This window comes from Paenarthrobacter sp. NPDC091711 (genome assembly GCF_044756605.1).
Classification (GTDB): Bacteria; Actinomycetota; Actinomycetes; order Actinomycetales; family Micrococcaceae; genus Arthrobacter.
This window is the reverse complement of sequence record NZ_JBIVTF010000002.1, coordinates 137,793-164,732: the sequence shown is the minus strand read 5'-3', so window position 1 is coordinate 164,732 and position 26,940 is coordinate 137,793. Positions and strand designations below refer to the sequence as shown.

23 protein-coding genes are annotated in these 26,940 nt (G+C 61.1%); 20 read left to right on the top strand and 3 right to left on the bottom strand.

The features are described 5' to 3' along the window. Positions 1 to 26 precede the first annotated feature (26 nt). Positions 27 to 509 carry an aminoacyl-tRNA deacylase gene (locus tag ACIQH5_RS04060; RefSeq protein ID WP_062073188.1) on the bottom strand — a complete coding sequence of 161 codons (483 nt, stop codon included), beginning with the start codon at positions 507 to 509 and terminating at the stop codon, positions 27 to 29. 26 nt (positions 510 to 535) lie between these two features. Continuing rightward, complete coding sequence (locus ACIQH5_RS04055; protein WP_400400490.1) at positions 536 to 1,735, bottom strand: acetyl-CoA C-acetyltransferase; 1,200 nt, start codon at positions 1,733 to 1,735, stop codon at positions 536 to 538. A gap of 426 nt (positions 1,736 to 2,161) precedes the next feature. Between ACIQH5_RS04055 and rpoB the strand changes: the two genes are divergently transcribed. The 8 genes from rpoB (at position 2,162) to ACIQH5_RS04015 (ending at position 19,038) form a co-directional block, all read left to right on the top strand. Continuing rightward, entirely contained in the window at positions 2,162 to 5,668 is a 3,507-nt protein-coding gene (gene rpoB / locus ACIQH5_RS04050; protein ID WP_062073916.1) for a DNA-directed RNA polymerase subunit beta, read from the top strand. A gap of 103 nt (positions 5,669 to 5,771) precedes the next feature. Then, positions 5,772 to 9,671, top strand: a complete 3,900-nt coding sequence (locus ACIQH5_RS04045; protein ID WP_062073184.1) for a DNA-directed RNA polymerase subunit beta' — start codon at positions 5,772 to 5,774, stop codon at positions 9,669 to 9,671. 409 nt (positions 9,672 to 10,080) lie between these two features. Further along, the gene (gene rpsL, locus ACIQH5_RS04040) at positions 10,081 to 10,455 is read left to right on the top strand and encodes a 30S ribosomal protein S12 (protein WP_009358312.1); all 375 of its coding nucleotides are present in this window, start codon (positions 10,081 to 10,083) and stop codon (positions 10,453 to 10,455) included. Between the two features lies 1 nt (position 10,456). After that, the gene (gene rpsG / locus ACIQH5_RS04035; RefSeq protein WP_003803829.1) at positions 10,457 to 10,927 is read left to right on the top strand and encodes a 30S ribosomal protein S7; all 471 of its coding nucleotides are present in this window, start codon (positions 10,457 to 10,459) and stop codon (positions 10,925 to 10,927) included. Between the two features lie 69 nt (positions 10,928 to 10,996). Continuing rightward, a complete protein-coding gene (gene fusA, locus ACIQH5_RS04030; RefSeq protein ID WP_011775599.1) occupies positions 10,997 to 13,111 on the top strand; it encodes an elongation factor G in 2,115 nt (704 codons plus the stop codon). A 231-nt stretch (positions 13,112 to 13,342) separates the two neighbouring features. Further along, a complete protein-coding gene (gene tuf / locus ACIQH5_RS04025; protein ID WP_011775598.1) occupies positions 13,343 to 14,533 on the top strand; it encodes an elongation factor Tu in 1,191 nt (396 codons plus the stop codon). Positions 14,534 to 14,687: 154 nt separating this feature from the next. After that, complete coding sequence (locus ACIQH5_RS04020) at positions 14,688 to 18,884, top strand: hypothetical protein (RefSeq protein WP_400400486.1); 4,197 nt, start codon at positions 14,688 to 14,690, stop codon at positions 18,882 to 18,884. A 28-nt stretch (positions 18,885 to 18,912) separates the two neighbouring features. Continuing rightward, positions 18,913 to 19,038, top strand: a complete 126-nt coding sequence (locus tag ACIQH5_RS04015; RefSeq protein ID WP_400400483.1) for a hypothetical protein — start codon at positions 18,913 to 18,915, stop codon at positions 19,036 to 19,038. A 38-nt stretch (positions 19,039 to 19,076) separates the two neighbouring features. On the opposite strand, the gene ACIQH5_RS04010 is transcribed toward ACIQH5_RS04015, so the two are convergent. Next, complete coding sequence (locus ACIQH5_RS04010) at positions 19,077 to 20,510, bottom strand: GH1 family beta-glucosidase (protein WP_400400480.1); 1,434 nt, start codon at positions 20,508 to 20,510, stop codon at positions 19,077 to 19,079. A gap of 382 nt (positions 20,511 to 20,892) precedes the next feature. Here ACIQH5_RS04010 and rpsJ point away from each other — a divergent pair, with 382 nt between their 5' ends. The 12 genes from rpsJ (at position 20,893) to rplN (ending at position 26,937) form a co-directional block, all read left to right on the top strand. Next, the gene (rpsJ, locus tag ACIQH5_RS04005; protein WP_003803825.1) at positions 20,893 to 21,201 is read left to right on the top strand and encodes a 30S ribosomal protein S10; all 309 of its coding nucleotides are present in this window, start codon (positions 20,893 to 20,895) and stop codon (positions 21,199 to 21,201) included. Between the two features lie 17 nt (positions 21,202 to 21,218). After that, positions 21,219 to 21,869, top strand: a complete 651-nt coding sequence (gene rplC / locus ACIQH5_RS04000; RefSeq protein ID WP_011775595.1) for a 50S ribosomal protein L3 — start codon at positions 21,219 to 21,221, stop codon at positions 21,867 to 21,869. Positions 21,870 to 21,873: 4 nt separating this feature from the next. Next, positions 21,874 to 22,491, top strand: coding sequence for a 50S ribosomal protein L4 (gene rplD / locus ACIQH5_RS03995; protein WP_062073173.1), 618 nt, complete (start codon positions 21,874 to 21,876; stop codon positions 22,489 to 22,491). Next, positions 22,488 to 22,793 (top strand): 50S ribosomal protein L23, encoded by a 306-nt coding sequence (gene rplW, locus ACIQH5_RS03990; RefSeq protein WP_024817589.1) that lies wholly within the window; start codon positions 22,488 to 22,490, stop codon positions 22,791 to 22,793. Before rplD ends, rplW begins: the two co-directional genes overlap by 4 nt. Before the next feature lie 29 nt (positions 22,794 to 22,822). Continuing rightward, positions 22,823 to 23,662: a 50S ribosomal protein L2 gene (gene rplB, locus ACIQH5_RS03985; protein ID WP_011775592.1), complete on the top strand. Its 840-nt coding sequence runs from the start codon at positions 22,823 to 22,825 to the stop codon at positions 23,660 to 23,662. Between the two features lie 12 nt (positions 23,663 to 23,674). Then, positions 23,675 to 23,956 (top strand): 30S ribosomal protein S19, encoded by a 282-nt coding sequence (gene rpsS, locus ACIQH5_RS03980; RefSeq protein WP_011775591.1) that lies wholly within the window; start codon positions 23,675 to 23,677, stop codon positions 23,954 to 23,956. A gap of 38 nt (positions 23,957 to 23,994) precedes the next feature. Further along, positions 23,995 to 24,360: a 50S ribosomal protein L22 gene (gene rplV, locus ACIQH5_RS03975; protein WP_011775590.1), complete on the top strand. Its 366-nt coding sequence runs from the start codon at positions 23,995 to 23,997 to the stop codon at positions 24,358 to 24,360. Further along, entirely contained in the window at positions 24,361 to 25,182 is an 822-nt protein-coding gene (gene rpsC / locus ACIQH5_RS03970) for a 30S ribosomal protein S3 (protein ID WP_011775589.1), read from the top strand. After that, positions 25,183 to 25,599, top strand: coding sequence for a 50S ribosomal protein L16 (gene rplP, locus ACIQH5_RS03965; RefSeq protein WP_003803795.1), 417 nt, complete (start codon positions 25,183 to 25,185; stop codon positions 25,597 to 25,599). 2 nt (positions 25,600 to 25,601) lie between these two features. Further along, entirely contained in the window at positions 25,602 to 25,922 is a 321-nt protein-coding gene (rpmC, locus tag ACIQH5_RS03960) for a 50S ribosomal protein L29 (RefSeq protein WP_014922387.1), read from the top strand. Next, positions 25,919 to 26,215, top strand: coding sequence for a 30S ribosomal protein S17 (gene rpsQ, locus ACIQH5_RS03955; RefSeq protein ID WP_011775587.1), 297 nt, complete (start codon positions 25,919 to 25,921; stop codon positions 26,213 to 26,215). The genes rpmC and rpsQ overlap by 4 nt, the downstream gene beginning before the upstream one ends. A gap of 353 nt (positions 26,216 to 26,568) precedes the next feature. Next, positions 26,569 to 26,937 carry a 50S ribosomal protein L14 gene (gene rplN / locus ACIQH5_RS03950; RefSeq protein WP_003803789.1) on the top strand — a complete coding sequence of 123 codons (369 nt, stop codon included), beginning with the start codon at positions 26,569 to 26,571 and terminating at the stop codon, positions 26,935 to 26,937. Positions 26,938 to 26,940 lie beyond the last annotated feature (3 nt).

The window sequence follows — 26,940 nt, the reverse complement described above, 5'->3', positions numbered from 1 at the left end:
CAGCTCAGAACGACCTGATCTGCTACTCAGTTGGGTTCGCTGATGTCTGCTACTACCGCGCCCAGGGCTGCGGTGAGAGCGTCCGCGTCCACGAACGCGCTCCGTCCGTGTGCCCCGGCACCCATGGAAATGCGACGCCCGGTAATGGTGGCATCGGCATACACAGGCCAAGCGGTGGTGCTGCCCAGCGGAGTGATGGTGCCACGTTCATAGCCGGTGGCGGCCAGGGCAACGTCGGCGTGGGGGAGCGAGAGCTTATTGACGCCCACTAACGCACGCAGCTTGGGCCACGAGATCTGGCGATCCCCGGGAATGAGCGCGAACAAGAAGCTTCCGTCGCGGTGCTTGACCACCAATGACTTCACGATGTCTGCCGGGCTGATGCCCAAGATGCCGGCCGCTTCTTCCAGGCTCCGCGCAGCAGGACGCTCGACGACGTCTACGTCCAGTCCGCGCGCGGCGGCGTCAGACAGGAATCGCTCGGCTCCGTCGGTCATAGCTTCAGTCATGCTCACTCCTTTTAGTCGCGGTCCTTCTAGTCGCGGTACAGGAGGAGGGCTTCACCCTGACCTCCACCTCCGCAGAGGGAGACAGCCGCTTTGCCGGTTCCCCTGCGCTTGAGTTCGTGCGCGGCGTGCAACGCGAGCCGTGCTCCGGACGCCCCAATGGGATGGCCCAACGCGATGGCGCCGCCATGGATATTGCACTTCTCCAGGGGGTAGTGGAGATCCTTGAGGGACTGCACGGCCACTGAGCCGAAGGCCTCGTTGATTTCGATGAAGTCAAGGTCCTCCGCCGTCCACCCCGCACGTTTCAAGGCCTGTGCAATGGCGTTCGACGGCTGGGAATGAAGCGAGTTGTCAGGTCCAGCAACCTGTCCGGGCTTTCCAACAACAGCTAGGTAGTCCAGCCCGTTGTCCTTGGCGAACCGGCGGCTGGTCAGCACCAGTGCGGAGGCGCCGTCGGACAGGGGAGAGGAGTTGCCGGCCGTGATGGTGCCATCGGTGGCGAACGCCGCCTTGAGCGGTGCCAGTGTTTCCAACGAGGTGTTGGGCCTGACGCCTTCATCAGTGGTGAGCACCAGGGGATCGCCCTTGCGCTGCTTGACGCGTACCGGAGCGATTTCGACGTCGAAGGTGCCGTCTGCGATGGCGGCAGCGGCGCGCTGGTGGGAAGCCGCGGCAATTTCGTCCTGGGCCTTGCGGTCAATGCCGAGGGTGACGTTCTTCGTTTCGGTGGACAAGCCCATGGACTGTCCGTCGAAGGCGTCGGTGAGGCCATCGTGGGCGGCGACGTCCAGTGCTTGGATGGCTCCGTACGTCCAGCCTTGGCGGGACCCGGGGAGGAGGTGGGGGGCCCTGGTCATGGATTCCTGTCCACCGGCAACAACTACTGTGGCATCACCGCTGCGGATCATGCGGGCGGCATCTATGACCGCGGTGAGCCCGGAGAGGCAGACCTTGTTGATGGTAACGGCAGGGATGTTCCATCCAACACCGGCGGCGATGGCGCTTTGCCGGGCCGGATTTTGACCCGTCCCGGCCTGAAGCACCTGGCCCATGATGACGGCGTCCACCTGGTCGGCTTTGACCCCGCTGGCCGCCAAAGCGGCGGTTATGGCGTGAGCGCCAAGGTCGACGGCGGTGAATCCCGCCAATTGTCCGTTGAGCCGACCCTGTGGGGTGCGGGAAGCAGCAAGGATGACAACGTCATTGTCGTCAGCGGAGTTGGTCATGGTCTCTCTTCCGATCCGGGAGTGGTGTAGCAAGGCTATCGCGGAGCGAGCTACGGCCAACCACTTCAACAATTGTGCCGTTGGTCCCATTCCTTGGCCGGTCTTCCCGCATTTGCGCGGATTTACCCGGGCATTGGTGCCTGCAGCAACCGTGCTTGCAATCACGGACGATCTGGGGTAGACAGAAAGGCTGCATTGGCGTATCGTAGATATTTGCGTCTTCCCTGTTAACCTTCAGCCTTCATATAGCGGTGGGCTTTACCTCTCAGCTGCGTCCTTGACGTGCCGTTCCTACAACGTGCACTGTCATAAGCGGACTGGGTCCGGGTCATATAGCGGAACCGGAACAAGTATTCTGCGGAGCACTCTGCAGTATGCAAACGGGGGAGATCTGAAAACGCCTGAAGGTCTGTGGAAGGATCCCTCTTGGTCGCCTCGAGCACCTCTAATAACGAAACCGCTAACACGGCAAGCACCGATGGTGCCACCCGCCGCCTCTCATTCGCAAAGATTCACGAACCCCTTGATGTTCCGAATCTTCTCGCCCTGCAAACTGACAGCTTTGACTGGCTGGTCGGAAACGAACGCTGGCAGGCGCGGGTAGCGAAGGCTGTCGAGGAGGGCGACCTCAGCGTCGCCACCAGCTCCGGACTTGCCGACATCTTCGAAGAGATCTCCCCCATCGAGGACTTCCAGGGCACCATGTCCCTGAGCTTCTCGGAGCCGGAGTTCGCTGACCCGAAGTACACCATGGCCGAATGCAAAGACCGTGACGCCACTTACTCGGCACCGCTGTATGTCAAGGCCGAGTTCATGAACAACAACACGGGCGAAATCAAGCAGCAGACCGTGTTCATGGGCGACTTCCCCCTCATGACTGAAAAGGGAACGTTCGTCGTCAACGGCACCGAGCGCGTCGTTGTCTCCCAGTTGGTCCGTTCACCGGGCGCCTACTTCGAGCGCACCGCTGACAAGACCAGTGACAAGGACATCTTCACTGCGAAGATCATCCCGTCCCGTGGTGCATGGTTTGAACTCGAAATCGACAAGCGCGATCAGGTCGGCGTTCGCCTCGACCGTAAGCGTAAGCAGTCGGTTACGGTTCTCTTGAAGGCCCTCGGCTGGACCGAAGGCCAGATCCTGGAAGAGTTCGGCCAGTACGACTCCATGCGTGCAACGCTGGAGAAGGACGCCACCGAAACCCGCGAAGACGCGCTTCTGGACATCTACCGCAAGCTGCGTCCGGGCGAGCCGCCCACAGTTGAGGCTGCCCAGTCCCTGCTGGACAACCTGTACTTCAACGCCAAGCGCTACGATCTTGCCAAGGTTGGCCGTTACAAGATCAACCGCAAGCTCGGCATCGACCGCTCCCTTGGTGACAAGGAAGCCTCGGTCCTGCACGTTGAAGACATCGTCGCCATGATCAAGTTCCTCGTTGCGCTTCACGCCGGCGAGAAGACCCTCATGGGCAAGCGCGACGGCGAAGACCACGAGCTCCGCGTTGACGTCGACGACATCGACCACTTCGGCAACCGTCGCATCCGCGCCGTGGGCGAACTGATCGAGAACCAGGTCCGCACCGGTCTTTCCCGTATGGAACGCGTCGTTCGCGAACGCATGACCACGCAGGACGTCGAGGCCATTACGCCGCAGACACTGATCAACATCCGTCCCGTTGTGGCAGCAATCAAGGAGTTCTTCGGAACATCCCAGCTGTCGCAGTTCATGGACCAGAACAACCCGCTTTCGGGTCTGACCCACAAGCGCCGCCTGTCGGCACTTGGCCCGGGTGGTCTGTCCCGTGACCGTGCAGGCATGGAAGTTCGAGACGTTCACCCGTCCCACTACGGACGTATGTGCCCCATCGAAACTCCTGAAGGCCCGAACATTGGTCTGATCGGCTCGCTGGCTTCCTACGGCCGCATCAACCCGTTCGGTTTCATCGAGACGCCGTACCGTCTGGTTGCCGAGGGCGTCGTTTCCGACGAGGTCCAGTACCTCACGGCTGACGACGAAGCCGAGGTCCTGATCGCACAGGCCAACGCTCCTCTGGACGCTGACAAGAAGTTCTCGGAAGAGACCGTCCTTGTCCGTGCCCGTGGTGGTGGAGGCGAGCCCGTTCTGGTTCCCGCTGCAGACGTTCAGTTCATGGACGTTTCCCCGCGCCAGATGGTTTCCGTGGCAACCGCCCTGATTCCGTTCCTTGAGCATGACGATGCCAACCGTGCACTCATGGGTGCCAACATGCAGCGCCAGGCCGTGCCGCTGGTCCGTTCCGAGGCTCCGTTCGTGGGCACCGGCATGGAGCGCGCAGCAGCCGTCGACGCCGGTGACGTTGTCATCGCGAAGAAGGCAGGTGTGGTTACCGAGGTTTCCGCTGAGCTCGTTGTGATGATCAACGACGACGGTACCGAGACCAACTACCGCATCAACAAGTTCGCCCGTTCCAACCAGGGCAACTGCTACAACCACCGCGTGCTGGTCAACGAAGGCCAGCGTCTGGAAGTTGGCGGCATCATCGCCGACGGTCCCGCAACGGACCAGGGTGAGCTTGCCCTCGGAAAGAACCTGCTCGTGGCATTCATGTCATGGGAAGGCCACAACTTCGAGGACGCCATCATCCTGTCCCAGCGCATCGTCGCTGAGGATGTACTTTCCTCCATCCACATCGAGGAGCACGAAATTGATGCCCGCGACACCAAGCTTGGTGCCGAGGAAATCACTCGTGACATCCCCAACGTGTCCGAGGAAGTCCTTGCAGGCCTGGACGAGCGCGGCATCATCCACATCGGTGCCGAGGTTGAAGCCGGAGACATCCTGGTCGGAAAGGTCACCCCTAAGGGTGAAACCGAACTGACCCCGGAAGAGCGCCTCCTCCGCGCCATCTTCGGTGAGAAGTCCCGCGAAGTCCGCGATACCTCCCTGAAGGTGCCCCACGGCGAGTCCGGTACGGTCATCGGCGTGCGCGTCTTCGACCGCGACAACGACGACGAACTGCCCCCGGGCGTGAACCAGCTGGTCCGCGTCTACGTTGCAGCAAAGCGTAAGATCACCGACGGCGACAAGCTCGCCGGCCGTCACGGCAACAAGGGTGTTATCTCCAAGATCCTTCCGATCGAGGACATGCCCTTCCTTGCAGACGGTACCCCGGTGGACATCGTCCTGAACCCGCTTGGTGTTCCGGGTCGAATGAACGTTGGCCAGGTCCTGGAAACCCACCTCGGTTGGGTTGCCAAGACCGGTTGGAAGATCGAAGGCGAGCCGGAGTGGGTCAAGAACCTGCCCAACCTGCCCCGTGAAACCGGCCAGACCACCGTTGCCACCCCGGTGTTCGATGGCGCCCGCGAAGAAGAGATCACGGGCCTGCTTGACTCCACCAACGTGACCCGCGACGGCGACCGCCTGATCGACTCCTCCGGCAAGACCCGTCTGTTTGACGGCCGCTCGGGCGAGCCGTTCCCGGACCCGATCTCCGTCGGCTACATGTACATCCTGAAGCTCCACCACTTGGTGGACGACAAGATCCACGCGCGCTCCACCGGCCCGTACTCCATGATCACGCAGCAGCCGCTGGGTGGTAAGGCTCAGTTCGGTGGCCAGCGCTTCGGTGAAATGGAAGTGTGGGCGCTCGAAGCTTACGGTGCCGCTTACACCCTTCAGGAACTCCTCACGATCAAGTCGGATGACATCCATGGTCGTGTGAAGGTCTACGAAGCCATCGTCAAGGGCGAGAACATCCCTGAGCCTGGCGTTCCCGAGTCCTTCAAGGTCTTGATCAAGGAAATGCAGTCGTTGTGCCTGAACGTGGAAGTTCTTTCCACCGACGGAACCACGATCGAAATGCGTGACTCTGATGACGCAGTCTTCACGGCTGCGGAAGAACTGGGCATCGATCTGTCTCGTGCAGAGCCCAGTTCCGTAGAAGAGGTCTAGCAGCTGTTCCGGCGGACAGCCTCAACGTCTGTCCGTCGGAACGGCTCCCTCTTCCCGTAACCAAGACTTCAGAATTTAGAGAACAAGAGAGAACAGGGACCATATGTCCAGCGAATCCTCCTTCGGCCTCATGCAGATCGGCCTCGCCACCGCGGAAGACATCCGCGGATGGTCTTACGGTGAGGTCAAGAAGCCGGAAACCATCAACTACCGCACGCTCAAGCCCGAGAAGGACGGCCTCTTCTGCGAGAAGATCTTCGGCCCGTCCCGCGACTGGGAATGCTACTGCGGTAAGTACAAGCGCGTCCGCTTCAAGGGCATCATCTGCGAGCGTTGTGGCGTTGAAGTCACCCGCGCCAAGGTGCGCCGTGAGCGCATGGGCCACATTGAGCTGGCCGCGCCTGTAACCCACATCTGGTACTTCAAGGGCGTTCCTTCGCGCTTGGGCTACCTTTTGGACCTGGCACCGAAGGACCTTGAGAAGGTCATCTACTTCGCTGCCTACATGATCACCAGCGTTGACACGGAAAGCCGTCACGCCGAACTGCCGAACCTCCAGGTTGAGCACGACCTCGAGAAGAAGCAGATGGTTGACAACCGCGACAGCGACATCGCCACGATCGCCCGCGACCTTGAAGACGAGCTTGCCCGTCTTGAAGGCGAAGGCGCCAAGGCTGCCGACAAGAAGAAGGCCCGCGACTCTGCTGACCGCCAGATGGCGAACGTCCGCAAGCGTGCCGACGCCGACATCGAGCGCCTTGAGCAGGTTTGGGACCGCTTCAAGAACCTCAAGGTTGCTGACCTTGAAGGTGACGAAGGCCTTTACCGCGAACTCCGCGACCGCTACGGCCTGTACTTCGAAGGCTCCATGGGTGCCGAAGCGATCAAGAAGCGCCTTGAGACCTTCGACATGCAGGCTGAGGCTGAGTCCCTGCGCGACACCATCCAGAACGGCAAGGGCCAGCGTAAGACGCGCGCCCTGAAGCGCCTGAAGGTTGTCAACGCGTTCCTGACCACCAACAACAGCCCGCTCGGCATGGTTCTCGACGCCGTCCCGGTGATCCCGCCGGAACTGCGCCCGATGGTCCAGTTGGACGGTGGCCGCTTTGCGACCTCCGACCTCAACGACCTCTACCGTCGTGTGATCAACCGCAACAACCGTCTCAAGCGCCTGCTTGACCTCGGTGCTCCGGAGATCATCGTCAACAACGAGAAGCGCATGCTTCAGGAAGCTGTTGACAGCCTCTTCGACAACGGCCGTCGCGGCCGTCCCGTCACGGGTCCGGGCAACCGTCCGCTGAAGTCCCTGAGCGACATGCTCAAGGGCAAGCAGGGTCGTTTCCGTCAGAACCTCCTCGGCAAGCGTGTCGACTACTCCGGCCGTTCGGTCATCGTCGTCGGCCCGCAGTTGAAGCTGCACCAGTGTGGTCTGCCTAAGCAGATGGCCCTGGAGCTCTTCAAGCCGTTCGTGATGAAGCGCCTGGTTGACCTCAACCACGCACAGAACATCAAGTCGGCAAAGCGCATGGTTGAGCGTTACCGTCCGCAGGTTTGGGACGTGCTGGAAGAGATCATCACCGAACACCCGGTGCTGCTCAACCGTGCACCCACCCTGCACCGTCTCGGCATCCAGGCCTTCGAACCGCAGCTTGTGGAAGGCAAGGCAATCCAGCTTCACCCGCTGGTTTGTGGCGCCTTCAACGCTGACTTCGACGGCGACCAGATGGCAGTCCACCTGCCGCTGAGCCCGGAAGCCCAGGCCGAAGCCCGCATCCTGATGCTGTCCTCGAACAACATCCTGAAGCCGTCCGATGGCCGTCCGGTGACCCTGCCTTCGCAGGATATGATCATCGGCCTGTACCACCTGACAACCAAGCGCGTCGGTTCTGCCGGCGAAGGCCGTATCTTCTCCTCGGTTTCGGAAGCAATCATGGCGTACGACGCCCGTGACCTGCACCTGAACTCCCAGGTCAAGATCCGCCTGGACGACTTCGTTCCTTACGCAGGCTGGGAAGCTCCGGAAGGTTGGGAGCCCGGTCAGACTGCTCTCGTTGAAACCTCCCTGGGTCAGGTCATCTTCAACCAGACGCTGCCCGAGGATTACCCGTGGGTTGAGGCTGTTGCTGACAAGGGCGAACTGTCCCGGATCGTCAACGACCTCGCAGAGCGCTACCCGAAGGTTGTTACCGCGGCAACGCTGGATAACCTGAAGGATGCCGGTTTCTACTGGGCCACCCGTTCGGGTGTCACGGTTGCCATCTCCGACATCGAGGTGCCTACTTCCAAGCCCGCCATCCTGGCTGGTTACGAGAACATGGCCGCCAAGATCCAGGGCCAGTACGACAAGGGCCTGATCGACGACGACGAGCGTCGCCAGGAACTGATCGAAATCTGGAACAAGGCAACCAACGAAATCGCCCAGGCGATGCGCGACAGCCTGTCCCCGATGAACACCATCAACCGCATGGTGTCCTCCGGTGCACGTGGTAACTGGATGCAGGTCCGCCAGATCGCGGGTATCCGTGGTCTTGTGGCCAACCCGAAGGGTGAGATCATTCCTCGCCCCATCAAGTCCTCCTACCGCGAGGGCCTGTCGGTGCTGGAATACTTCATCGCCACGCACGGTGCCCGTAAGGGTCTGGCCGATACCGCTCTCCGTACCGCCAACTCGGGTTACTTGACCCGTCGTCTGGTGGACGTTTCGCAGGACGTCATCGTCCGCGAAGAGGACTGTGGTACCGAACGCGGTCTGGTCACCCCGATCGCCGTGCCGGATTCCAACGGTGAGCTCGTCCTGGACGAGAACGTCGAGAACAGCGCCTACGCACGTACGCTGGCTGTCGACGTCGTCGATGCCCAGGGCAACGTCCTGGCTGCCGGCGGCACCGACTGCGGCGACGTCGTTATCGACCAGCTGTTGGCTGCAGGCATCACTGAGGTCAAGGTCCGCTCTGTACTCACGTGTGAGTCCAAGGTCGGCACCTGTGCACTCTGCTACGGCCGTTCGCTGGCCACTGGCAAGACCGTGGACATCGGCGAGGCCGTGGGCATCATTGCCGCACAGTCCATCGGTGAGCCCGGTACCCAGCTGACCATGCGTACGTTCCACACCGGTGGTGCAGTTTCCGCCGGTGGTGGCGACGACATCACCCAGGGTCTGCCCCGTATCCAGGAGCTCTTCGAAGCCCGCACTCCGAAGGGTGTGGCACCGATTGCTGAAGCAGCCGGTCGCATCACCATCGAAGAGTCCGAGCGCCAGATGCGCCTGGTCATCACTCCGGACGATGGTTCCGAAGAGATTGCCTACCCGGTGCTGCGCCGTTCACGTCTCCTCATCGAAGATGGCGATCATGTCAGCGTCGGCCAGAAGCTGATCAACGGTCCGGTGGACCCGAAGCAGGTTCTGCGCATCATGGGCCCCCGTGCCGCGCAGAAGTTCCTTGTGGACGAGGTTCAGGGCGTTTACCGCAGCCAGGGTATTGGTATCCACGACAAGCACGTCGAGGTTATCGTCCGCCAGATGCTGCGCCGCGTGACCGTCATCGAATCCGGCGACTCCGACCTGCTCCCCGGTGAGCTTGCAGAGCGCGCCCGCTTCGAGGACGAGAACCGCCGCGTCGTATCCGAGGGCAAGTCCCCGGCTTCGGGTCGTCCGGAACTCATGGGTATCACCAAGGCTTCCTTGGCTACCGAGTCCTGGCTGTCGGCAGCTTCCTTCCAGGAAACCACCCGCGTCCTGACGCAGGCGGCCATGGAAGGCAAGAGCGATCCTCTGCTCGGCCTCAAGGAAAACGTCATCATCGGTAAGCTCATCCCGGCTGGTACGGGTCTGCCCCGCTACACAGAGGTCACTGTGGAGCCGACGGAAGAAGCAAAGGCAAGCCTGTTCACGGGTCCCAGCGCTTTCACCGACTTCTCCTATGACGCCCTGGGTGGCGACGGCGCTCCCGAGTTCCACGCCATCCCGTTGGATGACTACGATCTCGGCAACGACTTCCGCTGACGCGTAAGGTGAAGCTGTAAGGTCAGGCCCCGCACTTTCGAGTGCGGGGCCTGACCCGTTAACGCCCTCTTGCGAGGAAACCCGGGGGAGGGGAGGCCGACGGCGGCAGTCGGCTTCCGCCGTCGACCTCCTTACACCCGATTAAGGCCCTAGATCAAGCCGTGCTAGACTTTTGGTAATTGTTCTGTGTGGCAGTGGATGAAGGCCGCCGCAGCATCATTTTGGTTTTGTTCTCATGGTGCTGGGTGGAGCCTGTTTCCGGGTTGCGGGCAACATGCGCAACGAATGCCGCACTTTTGCACGCCTACCGGAGTTTCGGCCGGCTGCACGAGCAACGCCAAAGTTCCCACGTTTACCCAGGCTGGCGCCTGTGTGTGGGGGCAGAGATCAAACAACGGAGAACACGAAAGTGCCTACGATTAACCAGCTGGTCCGCAAGGGCCGCACGCCGAAGGTCTCCAAGACCAAGGCTCCCGCGCTGAAGGGCAGCCCGATGCGCCGCGGTGTTTGCACCCGCGTTTACACCACCACCCCCAAGAAGCCGAACTCGGCTCTCCGTAAGGTGGCACGTGTGCGCCTCAACGGTGGCGTGGAAGTTACCGCCTACATCCCCGGTGTTGGCCACAACCTCCAGGAGCACTCCATCGTGCTCGTCCGTGGTGGTCGTGTTAAGGACCTTCCGGGTGTCCGCTACAAGATCGTCCGCGGCGCACTTGACACCCAGGGTGTAAAGAACCGCAAGCAGGCTCGCAGCCGTTACGGCGCAAAGATGGAGAAGAAGTAATATGCCTCGCAAGGGTCCGGCCCCGAAGCGGCCGCTAGTTTCCGATCCCGTTTACGGCTCCCCGTTGGTCACGCAGCTGATCAACAAGGTTCTTGTTGACGGCAAGAAGTCCACCGCAGAGCGCATCGTTTACGGCGCACTCGAAGGTGCACGTGCCAAGTCCGGCGGCGACCCCGTTGCCGCTCTCAAGAAGGCCATGGACAACGTCAAGCCTTCGCTCGAGGTGCGTTCACGCCGTGTTGGTGGCGCTACCTACCAGGTTCCGGTTGAGGTCAAGCCGGGTCGCTCCACCGCTCTCGCTCTGCGTTGGCTCGTGGGCTACTCCAAGGCCCGCCGGGAGAAGACCATGACCGAGCGCCTCCAGAACGAAATCCTGGATGCCTCCAATGGTCTTGGTGCCGCTGTGAAGCGTCGCGAAGACACCCACAAGATGGCCGAGTCCAACAAGGCCTTCGCACACTACCGCTGGTAAAAACTTTCCGGACGCCGCCGGCTCACTGAGCCGGCGGCGAACGTGTAGTCCATCCGAAAGGGAGACCCCGTGGCACAGGACGTGCTTACCGACCTTAATAAGGTCCGCAACATCGGCATCATGGCCCACATCGATGCCGGCAAGACCACCACTACCGAGCGCATCCTGTTCTACACGGGTGTGAACCACAAGATCGGCGAAACGCACGACGGCGCTTCGACGACTGACTGGATGGAACAGGAAAAGGAACGCGGCATCACCATCACGTCTGCCGCCGTGACTTGCTTCTGGGACAAGAACCAGATCAACATCATTGACACCCCGGGCCACGTTGACTTCACGGTTGAGGTTGAGCGCTCCTTGCGCGTCCTCGACGGTGCAGTTGCAGTGTTCGACGGCAAGGAAGGCGTGGAGCCGCAGTCCGAGACTGTTTGGCGCCAGGCTGACAAGTACAACGTTCCGCGTATCTGCTTCGTCAACAAGATGGACAAGCTGGGTGCTGACTTCTACTTCACCGTAGACACCATCATCTCCCGCCTTGGTGCCAAGCCGTTGGTTATGCAGCTCCCCATCGGCGCTGAGAACGACTTCATCGGTGTTGTTGACCTCCTCGAAATGCGCGCCCTGGTTTGGCCTGGCGACGCAAAGGGTGACGTCACCATGGGCGCTTCCTACGAAGTGCAGGAAATCCCGGCGGACCTCCAGGCCAAGGCCGAAGAGTACCGTGCACAGCTCGTTGAGACTGTGGCCGAGGCTTCCGAAGAGCTCATGGAGAAGTACCTCGAAGGTGAAGAACTCACCCTCGAAGAGATCAAAGCCGGCATCCGCAAGATGACCATCAACTCTGAGCTCTACCCGGTCTTCTGTGGTTCTGCCTTCAAGAACCGCGGTGTCCAGCCGATGCTTGACGCTGTTGTTGACTTCCTGCCGAACCCGCTCGACGTCCCGCCGATGATCGGTCACGATCCCCGCGACGAAGAGAAGGAACTCACCCGCAAGCCGTCTGCAGACGAGCCGTTCTCGGCCCTCGCCTTCAAGATTGCTGCGCACCCGTTCTTCGGTCAGCTGACCTTCGTCCGCGTGTACTCCGGTCACGTTGAGGCAGGCGCCCAGGTGGTCAACTCCACCAAGGGCAAGAAGGAACGCATCGGCAAGCTGTTCCAGATGCACGCCAACAAGGAAATGCCTGTTGAGGGCGCTACCGCCGGCCACATCTACGCAGCCATCGGTCTGAAGGACACCACCACGGGCGACACCCTGTGTGATGCCAACAACCAGATCGTCCTCGAGTCCATGAGCTTCCCGGAGCCCGTGATCTCTGTTGCGATCGAGCCCAACACCAAGGGTGACCAGGAGAAGCTCTCCACGGCCATCCAGAAGCTCTCCGCTGAGGACCCGACCTTCCAGGTCTCCCTCAACGAAGACACGGGCCAGACCATCATCGCCGGCATGGGCGAGCTCCACCTGGACATCCTGGTGGACCGCATGCGCCGCGAATTCAAGGTCGAGGCAAACGTTGGCAAGCCGCAGGTTGCTTACCGCGAAACCATCAAGCGCGCCGTCGAGCGCCTTGACTACACGCACAAGAAGCAGACCGGTGGTTCGGGTCAGTTCGCAAAGATCCAGATTGCGATCGAGCCAATGGACACCGCTTCCGGCGAGCTGTACGCGTTCGAAAACAAGGTCACTGGTGGCCGTGTTCCGCGCGAATACATCCCGTCCGTTGACGCTGGTATCCAGGATGCACTGAACGACGGCGTCCTGGCCGGTTACCCGGTTGTCGGCATCAAGGCCACGCTGATTGATGGCGCGTCCCACGATGTTGACTCCTCGGAAATGGCGTTCAAGATCGCCGGACGTATGGCTTTCAAGGAAGCTGCACGCAAGGCGAACCCTGTTCTGCTTGAACCGCTGATGGATGTTGAGGTCCGCACACCTGAGGAATACATGGGTGATGTTATCGGTGACCTGAACGCCCGTCGTGGCCAGATGCAGTCCATGGAAGACGCAGCAGGTGTGAAGGTTATCCGTGCACACGTTCCGCTGTCCGGCATGTTCGGCTACATCGGTGACCTCCGGTCCAAGACCCAGGGTCGCGCTGTGTACTCCATGACGTTCAACAGCTACGCGGAGGTCCCCAAGGCAGTAGCCGACGAGATCATCCAGAAAACCCGCGGCGAGTAATCTCCCGGTAACGGATGCAATTCCGGTATCGGGAAGGCATCTGAGCGCTTGAGGCGGGGCTGCGGCGAGAGCTGCAGCCCGGCCCCTGCGCAAACAGGCTCGAGGAACTACCATTGGTTCCTGAATCTGCAATTTCACCAAAACCAAGCCCCCAAGTAGACTTGCTAAAGTTTCTGCCGCGAAAAGCGCGGCCGAGGAGCACTTCACTTGAAATCGTTCTAGGAGGAACCTGTGGCAAAGGCAAAGTTCGAGCGGACTAAGCCGCACGTCAACATCGGCACCATTGGTCACGTTGACCACGGTAAGACGACGCTGACTGCCGCCATTTCCAAGGTGCTGTACGACCAGTACCCGGATCTCAACGAGCAGCGCGACTTCGCGTCGATCGACTCTGCTCCGGAAGAGCGCCAGCGCGGTATTACCATCAACATCTCCCACGTGGAGTACCAGACCGAGAAGCGCCACTACGCACACGTAGACGCCCCGGGTCACGCTGACTACATCAAGAACATGATCACCGGTGCTGCCCAGATGGACGGCGCAATCCTCGTGGTTGCTGCAACCGATGGTCCGATGGCTCAGACCCGTGAGCACGTTCTGCTCGCCCGCCAGGTTGGTGTTCCCTACCTGCTGGTCGCACTGAACAAGTCCGACATGGTTGATGACGAAGAACTCCTCGACCTCGTCGAAATGGAAGTTCGTGAGCTCCTGAGCTCGCAGGGCTTCGATGGCGATGAGGCTCCGGTTGTTCGCGTTTCCGGTCTCAAGGCTCTGGAAGGCGACCCGGTTTGGGTCAAGTCCGTCCAGGACCTGATGGCAGCAGTCGACGAGTCCGTTCCGGACCCCGTACGTGACCGCGACAAGCCGTTCCTGATGCCGATCGAAGACGTCTTCACGATCACCGGTCGTGGCACCGTTGTTACGGGCCGCGCCGAGCGTGGAACCCTCGCCATCAACTCCGAGGTCGAGATCGTTGGCATCCGCCCGATCCAGAAGACCACGGTCACCGGTATCGAGATGTTCCACAAGCAGCTCGACGAAGCATGGGCCGGCGAGAACTGTGGCCTCCTGCTCCGCGGTCTGAAGCGCGACGATGTCGAGCGTGGCCAGGTTGTCGTCAAGCCGGGTTCCATCACCCCGCACACCGACTTCGAGGCTAACGTCTACATCCTTTCCAAGGACGAAGGCGGACGTCACAACCCGTTCTACTCCAACTACCGCCCGCAGTTCTACTTCCGTACCACGGACGTAACCGGCGTTATCACCCTGCCGGAAGGCACGGAAATGGTTATGCCTGGCGACAACACTGAGATGACCGTTGCGCTCATCCAGCCGATCGCTATGGAAGAGGGCCTCGGCTTCGCTATCCGCGAAGGCGGCCGCACCGTTGGTTCGGGACGTGTCACCAGCATCATCAAGTAGTCTCTACTTGTAGATCGGTGATACTCCGGCCCAGCCGGTAGTTAGCTAAAAAGAACCCCACCGCTACGGCGGTGGGGTTCTTTTTGCTACAGTTACTCTATCGAATGGATAAAGGCCGTGCACTCACTGCGTCCGGCGAAACCAAGGAGCTTCCATGACTGCATTCCTCATACTGCTGCTCCTCGTCATCGTGGGCGGGGTTGGCTTTGCAGTCGGGTTGGCGAAGGGGCGACGCGGGACTGCCCACCACCCTTCTGCTGAGCGGGACCAAGCAGCCTCCTACCAGTCGGGTTTTCTTGCCGGCCACCTGGCTGGGTGGCGGGACGCTGAGGCCAAGCAGCATCACGGTGACCAGGCAGCTGCCCGAACCGTCACTCCTGCCCGGGTGAGCCCACCGCCCAGCCAGCCGTACATCCAGTCGCCCGTGCAACCTCCGGCGCCGCCCATGACGCCCCCACCGACTCTCCGCAACCCGGCGCCGCCACGGGCGCAGGCGTTCCGGCCGCCTGCGCAACCCGCGGCCCGGCCGGCCGCGCAGCCTGCGGCGCAGCAACAGGCTGCCTTCCAGATGCCGCAGCCCCCGGTGGTGCGCGAGACCCCTGAGGCCGCCGCGGCGCGCAAGGAGAAGCGCGACCAGCAGAACATCAACGTCACGCTCTACGTTGCCAGTCTCCTCTTGGTTGCTGCCGGTGCGTTGTTCGTGGGCACGAGCCTTCCGGCCCTCTTCCGTTTTGTGGGCATCTGGTTTATTACTGCACTGTTCTACGTTGCGGGCATGGTCATCCACTCGCGCGTTCCCCGCCTGCGACCGGCTGCCGTTGCCTTCGTCGGAACCGGGCTGGCGCTCGTTCCGGTCACAGGGCTGGCCATGTACAACTTTGTGCTCCACAACGGACCCGCGGCGTGGCTGGTCACCTCGTTGCTGGGCACAGCAGTTTACGCATACACCGCTGTCCGGTTGGATAACAAAGTCCTGGCCTTCCTGTCCCTCAGTTTCGTCGTCTCGACTGCGTGGTCCGGAGTTTCCGTTCTTGGGGGCGCCCTGGTCTGGTACTTCACGGCCCTCATCGGGGTGGCAGTTCTCCTGACGGTGGTCTCCCTGCTGCGGCCCAAGTGGCTTCCTCCGCTGTACGTCCGCCCCCTCATGGTGCTGCATCCCGCTTTGGTACCCGTTGTGGCCGCTGCCGTAACCTTCACGCCGCACCTTTTGTCCAAGGGGGAGTACGCCTTGGTCATGCTGATGTGCGGCGTCTATTTCGCCGTGATGTTCTTTGTGCCGCAGGCCCGGTACAGGGTGCAGCATCTCTACGCTGCGCGGGCCGCGTTGACGCTCGCTTTGCTGGGGGTGGTGTGGGATGTCACCGCAAATGTGAGCACGGTGTTGTTGGCTGCAGTAATCTGCCTTGGAGTCCAGTCCCTGGGGGTTGCCTTCGGTGGCAGGAAGCTCTTGCCTCGTTTCTGGTGGAATGACGCAGTGTCCTGTCTGGCGTTGCAGCTGATCATCTCGGCTATCCTCACCGTGGTACTTGAGTTCAGGCCGTTCGATCTTCCCAACTATGTTCCTCTCGCCTTGACCATGCTGACTGCCATGGTGATTGGGTGGAAACTGGGGCGCGGAACGGAGTTTGCCCCGGCCGCTGTGCTGGGGGTGGCTGGTGCGCTGGGTGGACTGTTGGGTGCATGGCCCGTCTCGGTACTCCTGACAACAGCCGCGCTCTACTGGTTCCTGCGGGCGTTGCTCACGCCTACCGCTTTCCGGCAATATTTGATTCTGGCTGGCCGGATCGCCCTTACCCTGGCTGTGCCCATGGGTGTGGCTGGCGCGTTGACAGGAAATCCGGACAGGACTTCCTACGCTCTGGCAGGTTTCGTGGCAGCAGCAGCTGCGCAGCAACTTGCCAGCGCCGGCTTAGCACGCGGGGGAGTCCGGCTGTTGGCCCCGCAGGCTACAGTGGCTGGCTTCGGTGCCGCCGCGGTGGCAGGCCTTCTTGTCCTGCCGATATTTGAGGTGACCGCAGGGCGCCCGGTTGTTGCCGCAGCTGTACTCCTTGTGTTGACGGCAAGCTTGGCCTCGGGCTTCCTCATGTTTCCGCCCGCTCGTCAGGACGCAGGCGCGGGGAGTGTGTGGCGCCTAACGGTGGCTGAAGCGATAGCACCCACCACTGCAGTCATCGCTGTCGGCGTGGCGGCAGCTTTCGTGTCATGGTCGTTGGGAAACGGCGTCCTTCTGGCATTGCTTGCCTACCTGGTGGTCACCGCCCTGAGGATCTCCCGGTCGTTCCACAGGCAATGCTATTGGTGGATGGCCCGGGCAGCCGGCACAGTGTTGGTGGCATCCGCCTACGGCGATGCGACACGGGATGGCTGGAGTGTTCGCCTCGCCGGTGAAATTCCCGCTACTGGACTGGTAGTGGTTATGGCTGCTGCGTTCCAGCTGGTCCTGCCCCTCCTTGCCAGTAGTCGACGCCGGTTCCCCCGGGCCTCTGTACTTGACGCCGGCGCTGTTCTTACCGTCATGGCCGCAGCCAGCACATCCTTTACTGTCGCCATTGCGTTGTCCGGGTTGAGCGGACGCGACAGCTGGCAGCCTGGGGTTGCGGCCGCAACAACTGCCCTTGCCGCCGTCTTGGCCAGCGCGATTCTGCGACGTCACTCCGTTGGTTGGATCTTTGCCCCCGCTGTTTTTGTCGTCCTCCTGGCCCTTCGCGTGGGGAACATCCGGGACGTCGAAATTTTGCTGGGCATCTTTGCTGCCTACAGCGGCTTCATGGTGGGCGCGGTTCGCCACCCCGTGATCCGTGGTTGCTACCTCTTGGCGGTCCGGGTGCTTACAGGCGCCTTCGTAGCGGTGGTAGTTGCCGATGTAACGGATTCCGCGGCAGCGGTATCCATCAGCGTGGCGCTGATGCTCGCCTTGCAGCATCTGCTGACTTTGCTCCTGCAAAGGCGGGGTGTTGACGTTGCCTTCCAGCAGGCCACAGTCCACGCCACTTTGGCTGCCCAACTCTTGCTGCCGTTCGCCTACTTGTTCGCGCGGGATTACGACGGCGGAGGCCGCTGGGTGGTGTTGCTTGAGTTGGTTCTGGTTACAGTTTCCGCAGCTGTTGCCTGGCGCATCCTTGGGGCACGCGCGTCCCGGTACTTCGGTACCGCTGCGATAGGGGCGGGCGTCATCGCCGCCGGGCCGGCACTTGTGTTCCCCCTATCAACCTGGCTGTATCAACCGCTGCTGGACAAATCCCAGGTCCCTGTTGTCCTGCTCGCCCTGGCAGTAGCCATGATTGTTGCCCGGGCCGTGTTCCGGCCGGAGCCGGTAGAAGAGACTTCGGTTGCGGACGTCACGGAGCGTAGCTTCTGGTTCATCTCAGCCTTGGCGTTCACCCTTGTGGGTGGCGGTTTGACCTTGGGTATTTCCTCCTCCCTGACTGGACTCTCCATTGTGGTCCTTGCTGGTGTCTTGTTCGCTGCCTCGCACTTTGAGCGGCTTCCAGGTCTCTACGCGGCAGCTGCTCCGGCAGTGCTGATAGGGGCGGTTCCCGCCGTCGACGGTTTGCTGGAGGGGCTGCCTGCGGGCGTTTGGAGCAACTACGCCCCCTGGCTGATTGGCGGAGTCGGGACCGCGGTGCTCCTCTATTCCCTGAAGATGTTCGGCGGAGCGGCTATTAGGGGGAATGACTGGAGACGGAATTCCCTGGCCGCCACTGCGACCCTGGCGGTTGCAACAGCTGCAGCCGTGGGGTTGGGGCGAGACCAAACATCCATGCTGGGATTCGTCCTGGTGCTGGCAACCGGGGTCATGGTGGTGGTTGAGGTACCGCACGGCAAATGGCTGGCTGCTGAGCTTGCCGGGATTGTCTCTGTTGCAGCTCTTCAACGGGCGGTGCTGTTCGTGGACGGGGCCAGTCCTGATTTATTCTGGACCGCGCAGTGGTATGTGGCGGCCGGGGCCGTTATAGCAGGGCTGCGCTACGGTGACGGGCAGCGTGCGGAGGGTCTCCTTCGCCTGTGTATCACAGGCGGGTTGCTGTCCCTCATGTCTCTGGGGACCATCTTCAGCGGAACGTCTTCGCAGCAGTTCTACGTACTCGTGGCCCATGTTGTGCTTCTGGTGTCAGGCCTGCTTCTTGCTGAACGGGTAGTGGTGTGGTGGGGGGCCATTGCCGTCGCGCTGAGCATTATGTGGGCTCTGCGTTCTTATGCTTTTGCCATGCTTGCCCTCGTTGCGTTGGGGCTGATCGTGCTGGCGGTGTGGCGTTTGAACCGGAAGCCGCCCAGCAATACCGGCGGGCCGGGCCAGGACGGTGATCCGAGCGGGGTCCCTCCAGTGCGGACCCGTGACGGAATCCGATAATGTTGCAGTCTACAAAGAGGAGCGCACCATGGAATTCCTGATTTTCCTGGCAGTCATTGCCGTTGTCGGCGGCGGTGTGCTGTGGGGTCGAAAGAACTTCAAGGGCGAGATCGAACGCGCCAAGCGGATTCGTCGCGCCAACAAAAACAGGTAGGGCTCCTCACCAAGCCAGCGCGATTTAACTCACGCGGGCTATAAGTGATGGTGACGTGCCCGGACTAGATGCCGATACCAGTAGAACGAATCCTTGGGAGTGCGTTCCAGGGTCTCGAAATCCACGTGGATCAGCCCGAATCGTTGCGAGTAGCCTGCCGCCCACTCGAAATTGTCCAGTAAGGTCCAGACGTAATACCCGCGAAGATCCACGCCCTCGGCGATGCCCCCGGGCCCCGTTGCTGTCAGGGCGTGGCCCAGGTGTTCAGCCAGGTAGGTGATGCGGTTGGTGTCCTGGACAGGTCCGTCAACATGGGCAGGCTCGGGAAAGCTGGCGCCGCCTTCCGTGATGTAGACGGGAGGAAGTGCCTTGCCATACCGGTCCTTCATCTCGCGCAGCAGCAACGCCAGATATTCCGGCGCAACGGGCCAGCCGAACCCAGTGGTCTCATACTCCTGGTAAGCGGCCAGATGGAAGGGAACCTTGGTCATCTCAGGCGAGGTTCCAGTGGGGATCTCTGCCGGTCCGGGGCCGGCTGCCACCTTCGCTGGGTAGTAGTAGTTGAGCCCATAGAAGTCCAACGGTTGGCTGATGAGTTCCAGATCGCCGTCGTGGATGGTGCCCAGTGAGCGGAACCACGGCTTCATGGGCAGGGGTGGCTTGGGGTATTGGCCGAGCAGTATTGCGTCTGCATAAATGCGATTAAGGATCAGGTCCAGCGCCTGCGTCATCAAACGGTCGCCAAGACTGTTGCTGGCGGGCTCGACGGGGCAGTGCATGTTGGAAATCCCGATCTGCCCCTTAACGCCGGCGTTCCGGAGGACCTGTACGGCCATTCCGTGTCCCAGCAATTGATGATGTGCCGCCGGCAGTGAGTCGAAGAGAAGTTGCCGACCGGGGGCGTGCACTCCCAACGCGTATCCCTGCACGGTGACTGACACGGGCTCGTTCATGGTGACCCAGTGCTCCACCCGGTCGCCGAAGCGCCCCGCGGCGGCTTCGCAGTAGACTGCGAAGCGTTCGGCAGTGTCCCGGTTCATCCACCCCCCGGCATGCTCCAGCTCCAGCGGAGTATCCCAGTGGTACAGCGTGGCCATGGGGGAGATGCCGGCGGCCAGCAGTTTGTCGATCAGGCGATCATAGAAATCGAGCCCGCGCTGGTTGACTGCGCCTTTGCCTCCGGGTTGGATGCGCGGCCACGAGAGCGAGAAGCGATAGGAATCAACGCCGAGCTCCTGCATGAGGGCGATGTCTTCATCGGATCGGTTGTAGTGATCGCACGCCACGGTGGGGGAGCCGCCGTCGACTATTGCTCCGGGCTTTTCGGCGAACGCGTCCCATCCCGACGGCCCGCGTCCATCAGCTGTCAGCGAGCCCTCAATCTGGAAGGCGGCGGCCGCAACACCCAGCGTGAACCCCGGGCGCAGGCGGGCGGCGAGATCTTCCACGGAGCCTGCATCCTGGGCGTTCATGCCCCCATCATCCTCACCGGATGAGGGGCGGGCAATGGCTCCTCGGGGCCGATTGGCCTTTACACCATATTTCCGCCATACTGGATGAGTTGTTCAAGCGCTTCTTCGTGTCCCGATCCGGATAATGCCGGGTGTCAGGGTCCAGGCTGAAGCCCAAACATAACCCTGAACCCCATGATTGCGGTCGAGTTTGCGTGGAAATCGCGACACGCCCGACCGCGGGGGTCGGTGCGCCGACAAGGTGAGGAACCCGGATTCTTCCGGATTCAGCTTGTGCGGCGTGTGGTGGTAGATCCTCAAACGCTTCGGCGGCCACATCAACAGGTAAGTAAACAGAGCAGCCCTAACTAGAGCAGCACTAGCTGAAAGAGAGTCAGGCGACATGGCGGGACAAAAAATCCGCATCCGGCTGAAGTCATATGACCACGAGGTCATTGATGTTTCAGCGCGGAAGATCGTTGAGACGGTCACGCGCGCAGGCGCAACGGTAGTCGGCCCGGTGCCCCTGCCGACGGAGAAGAACGTTTACTGCGTTATTCGCTCTCCTCACAAGTACAAGGACAGCCGTGAGCACTTCGAAATGCGTACTCACAAGCGTCTGATCGACATCATCGACCCCACGCCGAAGGCTGTTGACTCGCTTATGCGTCTCGACCTGCCCGCCGACGTGAACATCGAAATCAAGCTCTAGGGAGGTGCTGAGAGACTATGACCGCAACCCGTAACGTAAAGGGCCTGCTGGGCACGAAGCTCGGCATGACCCAGGTCTGGGACGAGAACAACAAGCTCATCCCGGTAACTGTTGTCCAGGCTGACTCCAACGTCATCACCCAGCTGCGTAACGCAGAGGTAGATGGCTACGTCGCCGTACAGATCGGCTACGGCCAGATCGACCCCCGCAAGGTCACCAAGCCGCTGGCTGGTCACTTTGAAAAGGCTGGCGTAACTCCTCGCCGCCACGTCGTCGAACTGCGTACCGCAGACGCCGCATCCTACGAGCTGGGCCAGGAGCTCTCTGTTGAGATCTTCGAAGCCGGCCAGAAGATCGACGTCGTCGGCACCTCCAAGGGTAAGGGCTTTGCCGGTGTTATGAAGCGTCACGGCTTCCACGGCGTTGGCGCTTCCCACGGTGCCCACAAGAACCACCGTAAGCCTGGCTCCATCGGTGGCGCATCCACCCCGAGCCGCGTCTTCAAGGGCCTGAAAATGGCCGGCCGCATGGGCGCCGAGCGTCACACCACGCTGAACCTCACGGTTCACGCCATTGACGCTGAGAAGTCGCTGCTCCTTATCAAGGGTGCCGTCCCCGGTGCCCGCGGCCAGGTCGTACTCGTACGCACCGCCGTGAAGGGAGCCTAGTTAAATGACTAGCACTGTCAAGGTAGACCTGCCCGCAGAGATCTTCGACGTTCAGACCAACGTGCCGCTGCTGCACCAGGTCGTCGTCGCACAGCTCGCTGCTGCACGCCAGGGTACCCACAAGACGAAGACCCGCGCCGAGGTTTCCGGTGCAGGTCGCAAGCCGTTCAAGCAGAAGGGCACCGGCCGCGCCCGTCAGGGTTCAATCCGTGCTCCTCACATGACCGGCGGTGGCGTTGTCCACGGTCCGACCCCTCGTGACTACAGCCAGCGCACCCCCAAGAAGATGAAGGCTGCTGCACTCCGTGGCGCCCTGTCTGACCGCGCCCGTAACGGCCGCATCCACGTCATCGCTGAACTGGTAGCCGGCACCAAGCCGTCCGCCAAGGAAGCACTGGCGTCGCTGCGCGCAGTCTCCGAGCGCAAGAACCTGCTCGTCGTAATCGAGCGCGCCAACGATGTTGCTGCACTCTCCGTGCGTAACCTCGAAGGTTTTCACGTTCTGTACGCAGACCAGTTGAACACCTACGACGTACTCATCTCCGACGACGTGGTCTTCACCAAGGCTGCTTTCGAGGCGTTCGTCGCTGACAAGGCCAAGAACGAGGAGGCCTCCAAGTGAGCGTAACCACCATCAAGGACCCGCGCGACGTCGTGCTTGCACCCGTCGTATCGGAAAAGAGCTACGGTCTGATCGACGAAGGCAAGTACACCTTCCTGGTGGACCCTCGCTCGAACAAGACCGAGATCAAATTGGCCGTTGAGAAGATCTTCTCGGTCAAGGTTGACTCGATCAACACCATCAACCGTGCCGGTAAGCGCAAGCGCACCAAATTCGGCTGGGGAACGCGCAAGAGCACCAAGCGTGCAATTGTCACCCTCAAAGAAGGCACAATCGACATCTTCGGCGGTCCGCTCGCGTAGCGGAGACCACTTTAACGAGGAAATAAATTATGGGAATCCGTAAATACAAGCCGACTACCCCGGGCCGTCGTGGCTCGAGCGTAGCCGACTTCGCTGAAATCACGCGATCGACTCCGGAAAAGTCGTTGCTGCGTCCGCTGCACAAAACAGGCGGCCGTAACAACTCCGGTAAGATCACCACCCGTCACAAGGGTGGTGGGCACAAGCGCCAGTACCGTCTGATCGACTTCCGTCGTCACGACAAAGATGGCATCAACGCCCGCGTTGCCGAAATTGAGTACGACCCGAACCGCACGGCTCGCATCGCACTCCTGCACTACGTTGATGGCACCAAGCGTTACATCATCGCTCCTAACAAGCTGTCCCAGGGTGACTTCGTCGAGGCTGGTCCTGACGCTGACATCAAGCCGGGCAACAACCTGCCGCTGCGCAACATCCCGGTTGGTACCGTAATCCACGCAGTTGAACTGCGTCCGGGTGGCGGCGCCAAGATGGCACGTTCCGCAGGTGCTTCGGTACAGCTCGTTGCCAAGGAAGGCCGCTTCGCTCAGCTGCGTCTGCCCTCCGGCGAAATCCGCAACGTTGACGTGCGCTGCCGCGCAACCGTCGGCGAGGTGGGCAACGCCGAGCAGTCGAACATCAACTGGGGCAAGGCCGGCCGTATGCGCTGGAAGGGCGTTCGCCCGACCGTCCGTGGTGTAGCCATGAACCCGGTTGACCACCCGCACGGTGGTGGTGAAGGTAAGACTTCCGGTGGACGTCACCCGGTTAACCCGAACGGCAAGCCCGAGGGCCGTACCCGCCGTCCGAACAAAGAGAGCGACAAGCTTATTGTTCGTCGCCGCCGTACTGGCAAGAACAAGCGATAGGAGCCTGGACACATGCCACGCAGCCTGAAAAAAGGTCCTTTCGTTGACCAGCACCTCTTTGTGAAGGTCGCACGGGAAAACGATAAGGGCACCAAGAACGTCATCAAGACCTGGTCCCGCCGTTCGATGATCATCCCCGACATGCTCGGGCACACGATCGCCGTACACGACGGACGCAAGCACATCCCGGTGTTTGTCACTGAGTCGATGGTCGGGCACAAGCTCGGCGAATTCGCTCCCACGCGGACATTCCGCGGCCATGTTAAGGACGACCGTAAGGGCAAGCGCCGCTAGGCGCCTGACTTTACGTCTTAGACGAGAGAAGGAAAGCAATGGAAGCCAAGGCTATTGCGCGTCACATCCGCGTAACGCCTATGAAGGCCCGGCGCGTCGTCAACCTTGTTCGTGGTAAGCAAGCGAATGAGGCTCTGGCAATTCTGAAGTTTGCCCCCCAGGCAGCTTCGGAGCCGGTATTCAAGGTACTTCAGTCGGCAATGGCCAACGCACGTGTCCTCGCGGACCGTGACGGCGTTGCATTCGACGACAGCGACCTCTTCATCACCGAAGCATTTGTTGATGAAGGCCCGACCATGAAGCGGTTCCAGCCGCGTGCCCAGGGCCGCGCCTACCGCATTAGGAAGCGGACCAGCCACATCACGCTGGTTGTCGCAACCCCGGAGAAAGAGGAGGCTCGCTAAGTGGGACAGAAAGTTAACCCGCACGGGTTCCGACTCGGCATCACCACCGACCACGTTTCGCACTGGTTCGCTGACAGCACCAAGCCCGGACAGCGCTACAAGGATTTCGTCCGCGAGGACATCAAGATCCGTCAGCTCATGTCCACCGGCATGGAGCGCGCCGGCATCGCCAAGGTCGAGATCGAGCGCACCCGTGACCGTGTCCGTGTGGATATCCACACGGCACGCCCGGGTATCGTTATCGGCCGCCGCGGCGCTGAAGCAGACCGCATCCGCGGCGAGCTCGAAAAGCTCACCGGCAAGCAGGTTCAGCTGAACATCCTCGAGGTCAAGAACCCCGAGATGGAAGCACAGCTTGTTGCCCAGGGCATCGCTGAGCAGCTGACTTCCCGCGTGGCTTTCCGCCGTGCGATGAAGAAGGCCATGCAGTCCGCACAGCGTGCGGGTGCCAAGGGTATCCGTGTTGCTTGCTCGGGTCGTCTGGGTGGCGCAGAAATGTCCCGCTCGGAGTTCTACCGCGAAGGCCGTGTGCCCCTGCACACCCTCCGCGCGAACATCGACTACGGCTTCTACGAAGCCAAGACCACCTTCGGCCGTATCGGCGTGAAGGTTTGGATCTACAAGGGTGACGTAACTGCCAAGGAACTGGCTCAGCAGGCAGCTGCTGCTCCGTCCCGTGGCCGTGCAGGAGACCGTCCGGGCCGCCCGGGTGGCGACCGCCGTCGTCGTAACGACCGTCCGGCAGCTGAGGCAGCACCCGCTGCCGTTGAAGCACCGGCCGCTGAAGCTGCTGCTCCGGCAGCAGAAGGAGGACAGGCTTAAATGCTTATCCCACGTCGAGTCAAGCACCGTAAGCAGCACCACCCGGGTCGTTCCGGCGCTGCAACGGGCGGCACCAAGGTCAGCTTCGGTGAGTACGGTATCCAGGCTCTCAGCCCGGCATACGTAACCAACCGTCAGATCGAGTCTGCTCGTATCGCGATGACCCGCCACATCAAGCGTGGCGGTAAGGTCTGGATCAACATCTACCCGGACCGTCCGCTCACGAAGAAGCCTGCCGAAACCCGCATGGGTTCCGGTAAGGGTTCTCCTGAATGGTGGGTCGCAAACGTCAAACCGGGACGGGTTCTCTTCGAACTCTCCGGTGTCAATGAAGAGGTAGCTCGCGAGGCCCTGCGCCTGGCAATCCACAAGCTCCCGTTGAAGGCACGCATTGTGCGTCGCGAAGGTGGTGAATAGAAATGGCAGTAGGGTCGAAGGATCTCGCACCCGCACAGCTGGACGGTTTCGACAACGAGCGTCTCGTTGAAGAACTCCGCAAGTCCAAGGAAGAGCTGTTCAACCTGCGTTTCCAGTCCGCCACCGGACAGCTGGAGAACCACGGTCGCCTGCGCGCGGTAAAGAAAGACATCGCACGCATCTACACCGTTCTCCGTGAGCGCGAGCTGGGCATTCGTGCCGAGGTTGCCGCACCGGTTGTGGAAGCCAAGGAAGAAAAGAAGTCCAAGAAGGCTGCCAAGGCTGAAAAGGCCGAGGTTGAAGCTGGAGAGGACGCCAAGTGAGCGAGAAGGAAACTGTGACGGAAGCAGCAGCCAGCGCTGAACAGCGCGGTTACCGTAAGACGCGTCGCGGCTACGTTGTCTCTGACAAGATGGAAAAAACCATCGTTGTTCAGGTTGAAGACCGCGTGAAGCACGCTCTGTACGGCAAGGTTATTCGCCGCACCTCGAAGATCAAGGCTCATGACGAAGAGAACACCGCCGGCATCGGCGACCTCGTTCTCATCTCAGAGACCCGCCCGCTCTCCGCTACCAAGCGGTGGCGTCTGGTGGAGATCCTCGAAAAGGCCAAGTAAATCCGACGCCAGGCATGCCTGGCAGTGATTCACTGGAGAAGCCCGTATTCCCTTGGGAATGCGGGCTTCTCCGCTTCTCCAGCCGTTTCGGTTTCAGGCTGATAACGTGCTAGGATATTGAGTTTGTATGGCGCCACTTGTGCGTCGTCCACTACCTCGTAAACAATCGTGCCGCTGCATACTGCCCCGCGCAGAGTTTTCTGCAAGGGAAGCTGATGCTTGTGGCACGGGCGTTTAGGCCTGTACTGGCAAAATCCAGGCAGGTCAAGAGACACCCCGATCAACCGTTCCGCAAGGCTCATTCCGTATGCATGATTTCGGTCTGAGAACCGGCGCGACGCAAGGAGTAAAAATTGATTCAGCAGGAGTCGCGACTCAAGGTCGCCGACAACACGGGTGCTAAGGAAATCCTTACCATTCGCGTTCTCGGTGGATCCGGTCGTCGCTACGCAGGCATCGGCGACGTCATCGTCGCCACCGTCAAGGACGCTATCCCTGGCGGCAACGTAAAGAAGGGTGACGTCGTCAAGGCTGTCATCGTTCGTACCAAGAAGGAACGCCGCCGTGCGGATGGTTCCTACATCAAGTTTGACGAAAACGCAGCTGTGATCCTGAAGAACGACGGGGACCCCCGCGGTACCCGTATCTTCGGCCCGGTTGGTCGTGAACTTCGCGACAAGAAGTTCATGAAGATCGTTTCGCTGGCCCCGGAGGTGCTTTAGTCC

What these genes read in the sequence shown, in the direction of transcription:
- ACIQH5_RS04045 (WP_062073184.1), top strand. Translation starts at nt 5,772, where the DNA reads ATGTCCAGCGAATCCTCCTTCGGCCTCATGCAGATCGGCCTCGCCACC.
- ACIQH5_RS04020 (WP_400400486.1), top strand. Translation starts at nt 14,688, where the DNA reads ATGACTGCATTCCTCATACTGCTGCTCCTCGTCATCGTGGGCGGGGTT.
- ACIQH5_RS04055 (WP_400400490.1), bottom strand. Translation starts at nt 1,735, where the DNA reads ATGACCAACTCCGCTGACGACAATGACGTTGTCATCCTTGCTGCTTCC.
- ACIQH5_RS04015 (WP_400400483.1), top strand. Translation starts at nt 18,913, where the DNA reads ATGGAATTCCTGATTTTCCTGGCAGTCATTGCCGTTGTCGGCGGCGGT.
- rplP (WP_003803795.1), top strand. Translation starts at nt 25,183, where the DNA reads ATGCTTATCCCACGTCGAGTCAAGCACCGTAAGCAGCACCACCCGGGT.
- rpsJ (WP_003803825.1), top strand. Translation starts at nt 20,893, where the DNA reads ATGGCGGGACAAAAAATCCGCATCCGGCTGAAGTCATATGACCACGAG.
- rplB (WP_011775592.1), top strand. Translation starts at nt 22,823, where the DNA reads ATGGGAATCCGTAAATACAAGCCGACTACCCCGGGCCGTCGTGGCTCG.
- rplV (WP_011775590.1), top strand. Translation starts at nt 23,995, where the DNA reads ATGGAAGCCAAGGCTATTGCGCGTCACATCCGCGTAACGCCTATGAAG.
- rpsG (WP_003803829.1), top strand. Translation starts at nt 10,457, where the DNA reads ATGCCTCGCAAGGGTCCGGCCCCGAAGCGGCCGCTAGTTTCCGATCCC.
- ACIQH5_RS04010 (WP_400400480.1), bottom strand. Translation starts at nt 20,510, where the DNA reads ATGAACGCCCAGGATGCAGGCTCCGTGGAAGATCTCGCCGCCCGCCTG.
- rpsS (WP_011775591.1), top strand. Translation starts at nt 23,675, where the DNA reads ATGCCACGCAGCCTGAAAAAAGGTCCTTTCGTTGACCAGCACCTCTTT.
- rpmC (WP_014922387.1), top strand. Translation starts at nt 25,602, where the DNA reads ATGGCAGTAGGGTCGAAGGATCTCGCACCCGCACAGCTGGACGGTTTC.
- rplD (WP_062073173.1), top strand. Translation starts at nt 21,874, where the DNA reads ATGACTAGCACTGTCAAGGTAGACCTGCCCGCAGAGATCTTCGACGTT.
- ACIQH5_RS04060 (WP_062073188.1), bottom strand. Translation starts at nt 509, where the DNA reads ATGACTGAAGCTATGACCGACGGAGCCGAGCGATTCCTGTCTGACGCC.
- rplC (WP_011775595.1), top strand. Translation starts at nt 21,219, where the DNA reads ATGACCGCAACCCGTAACGTAAAGGGCCTGCTGGGCACGAAGCTCGGC.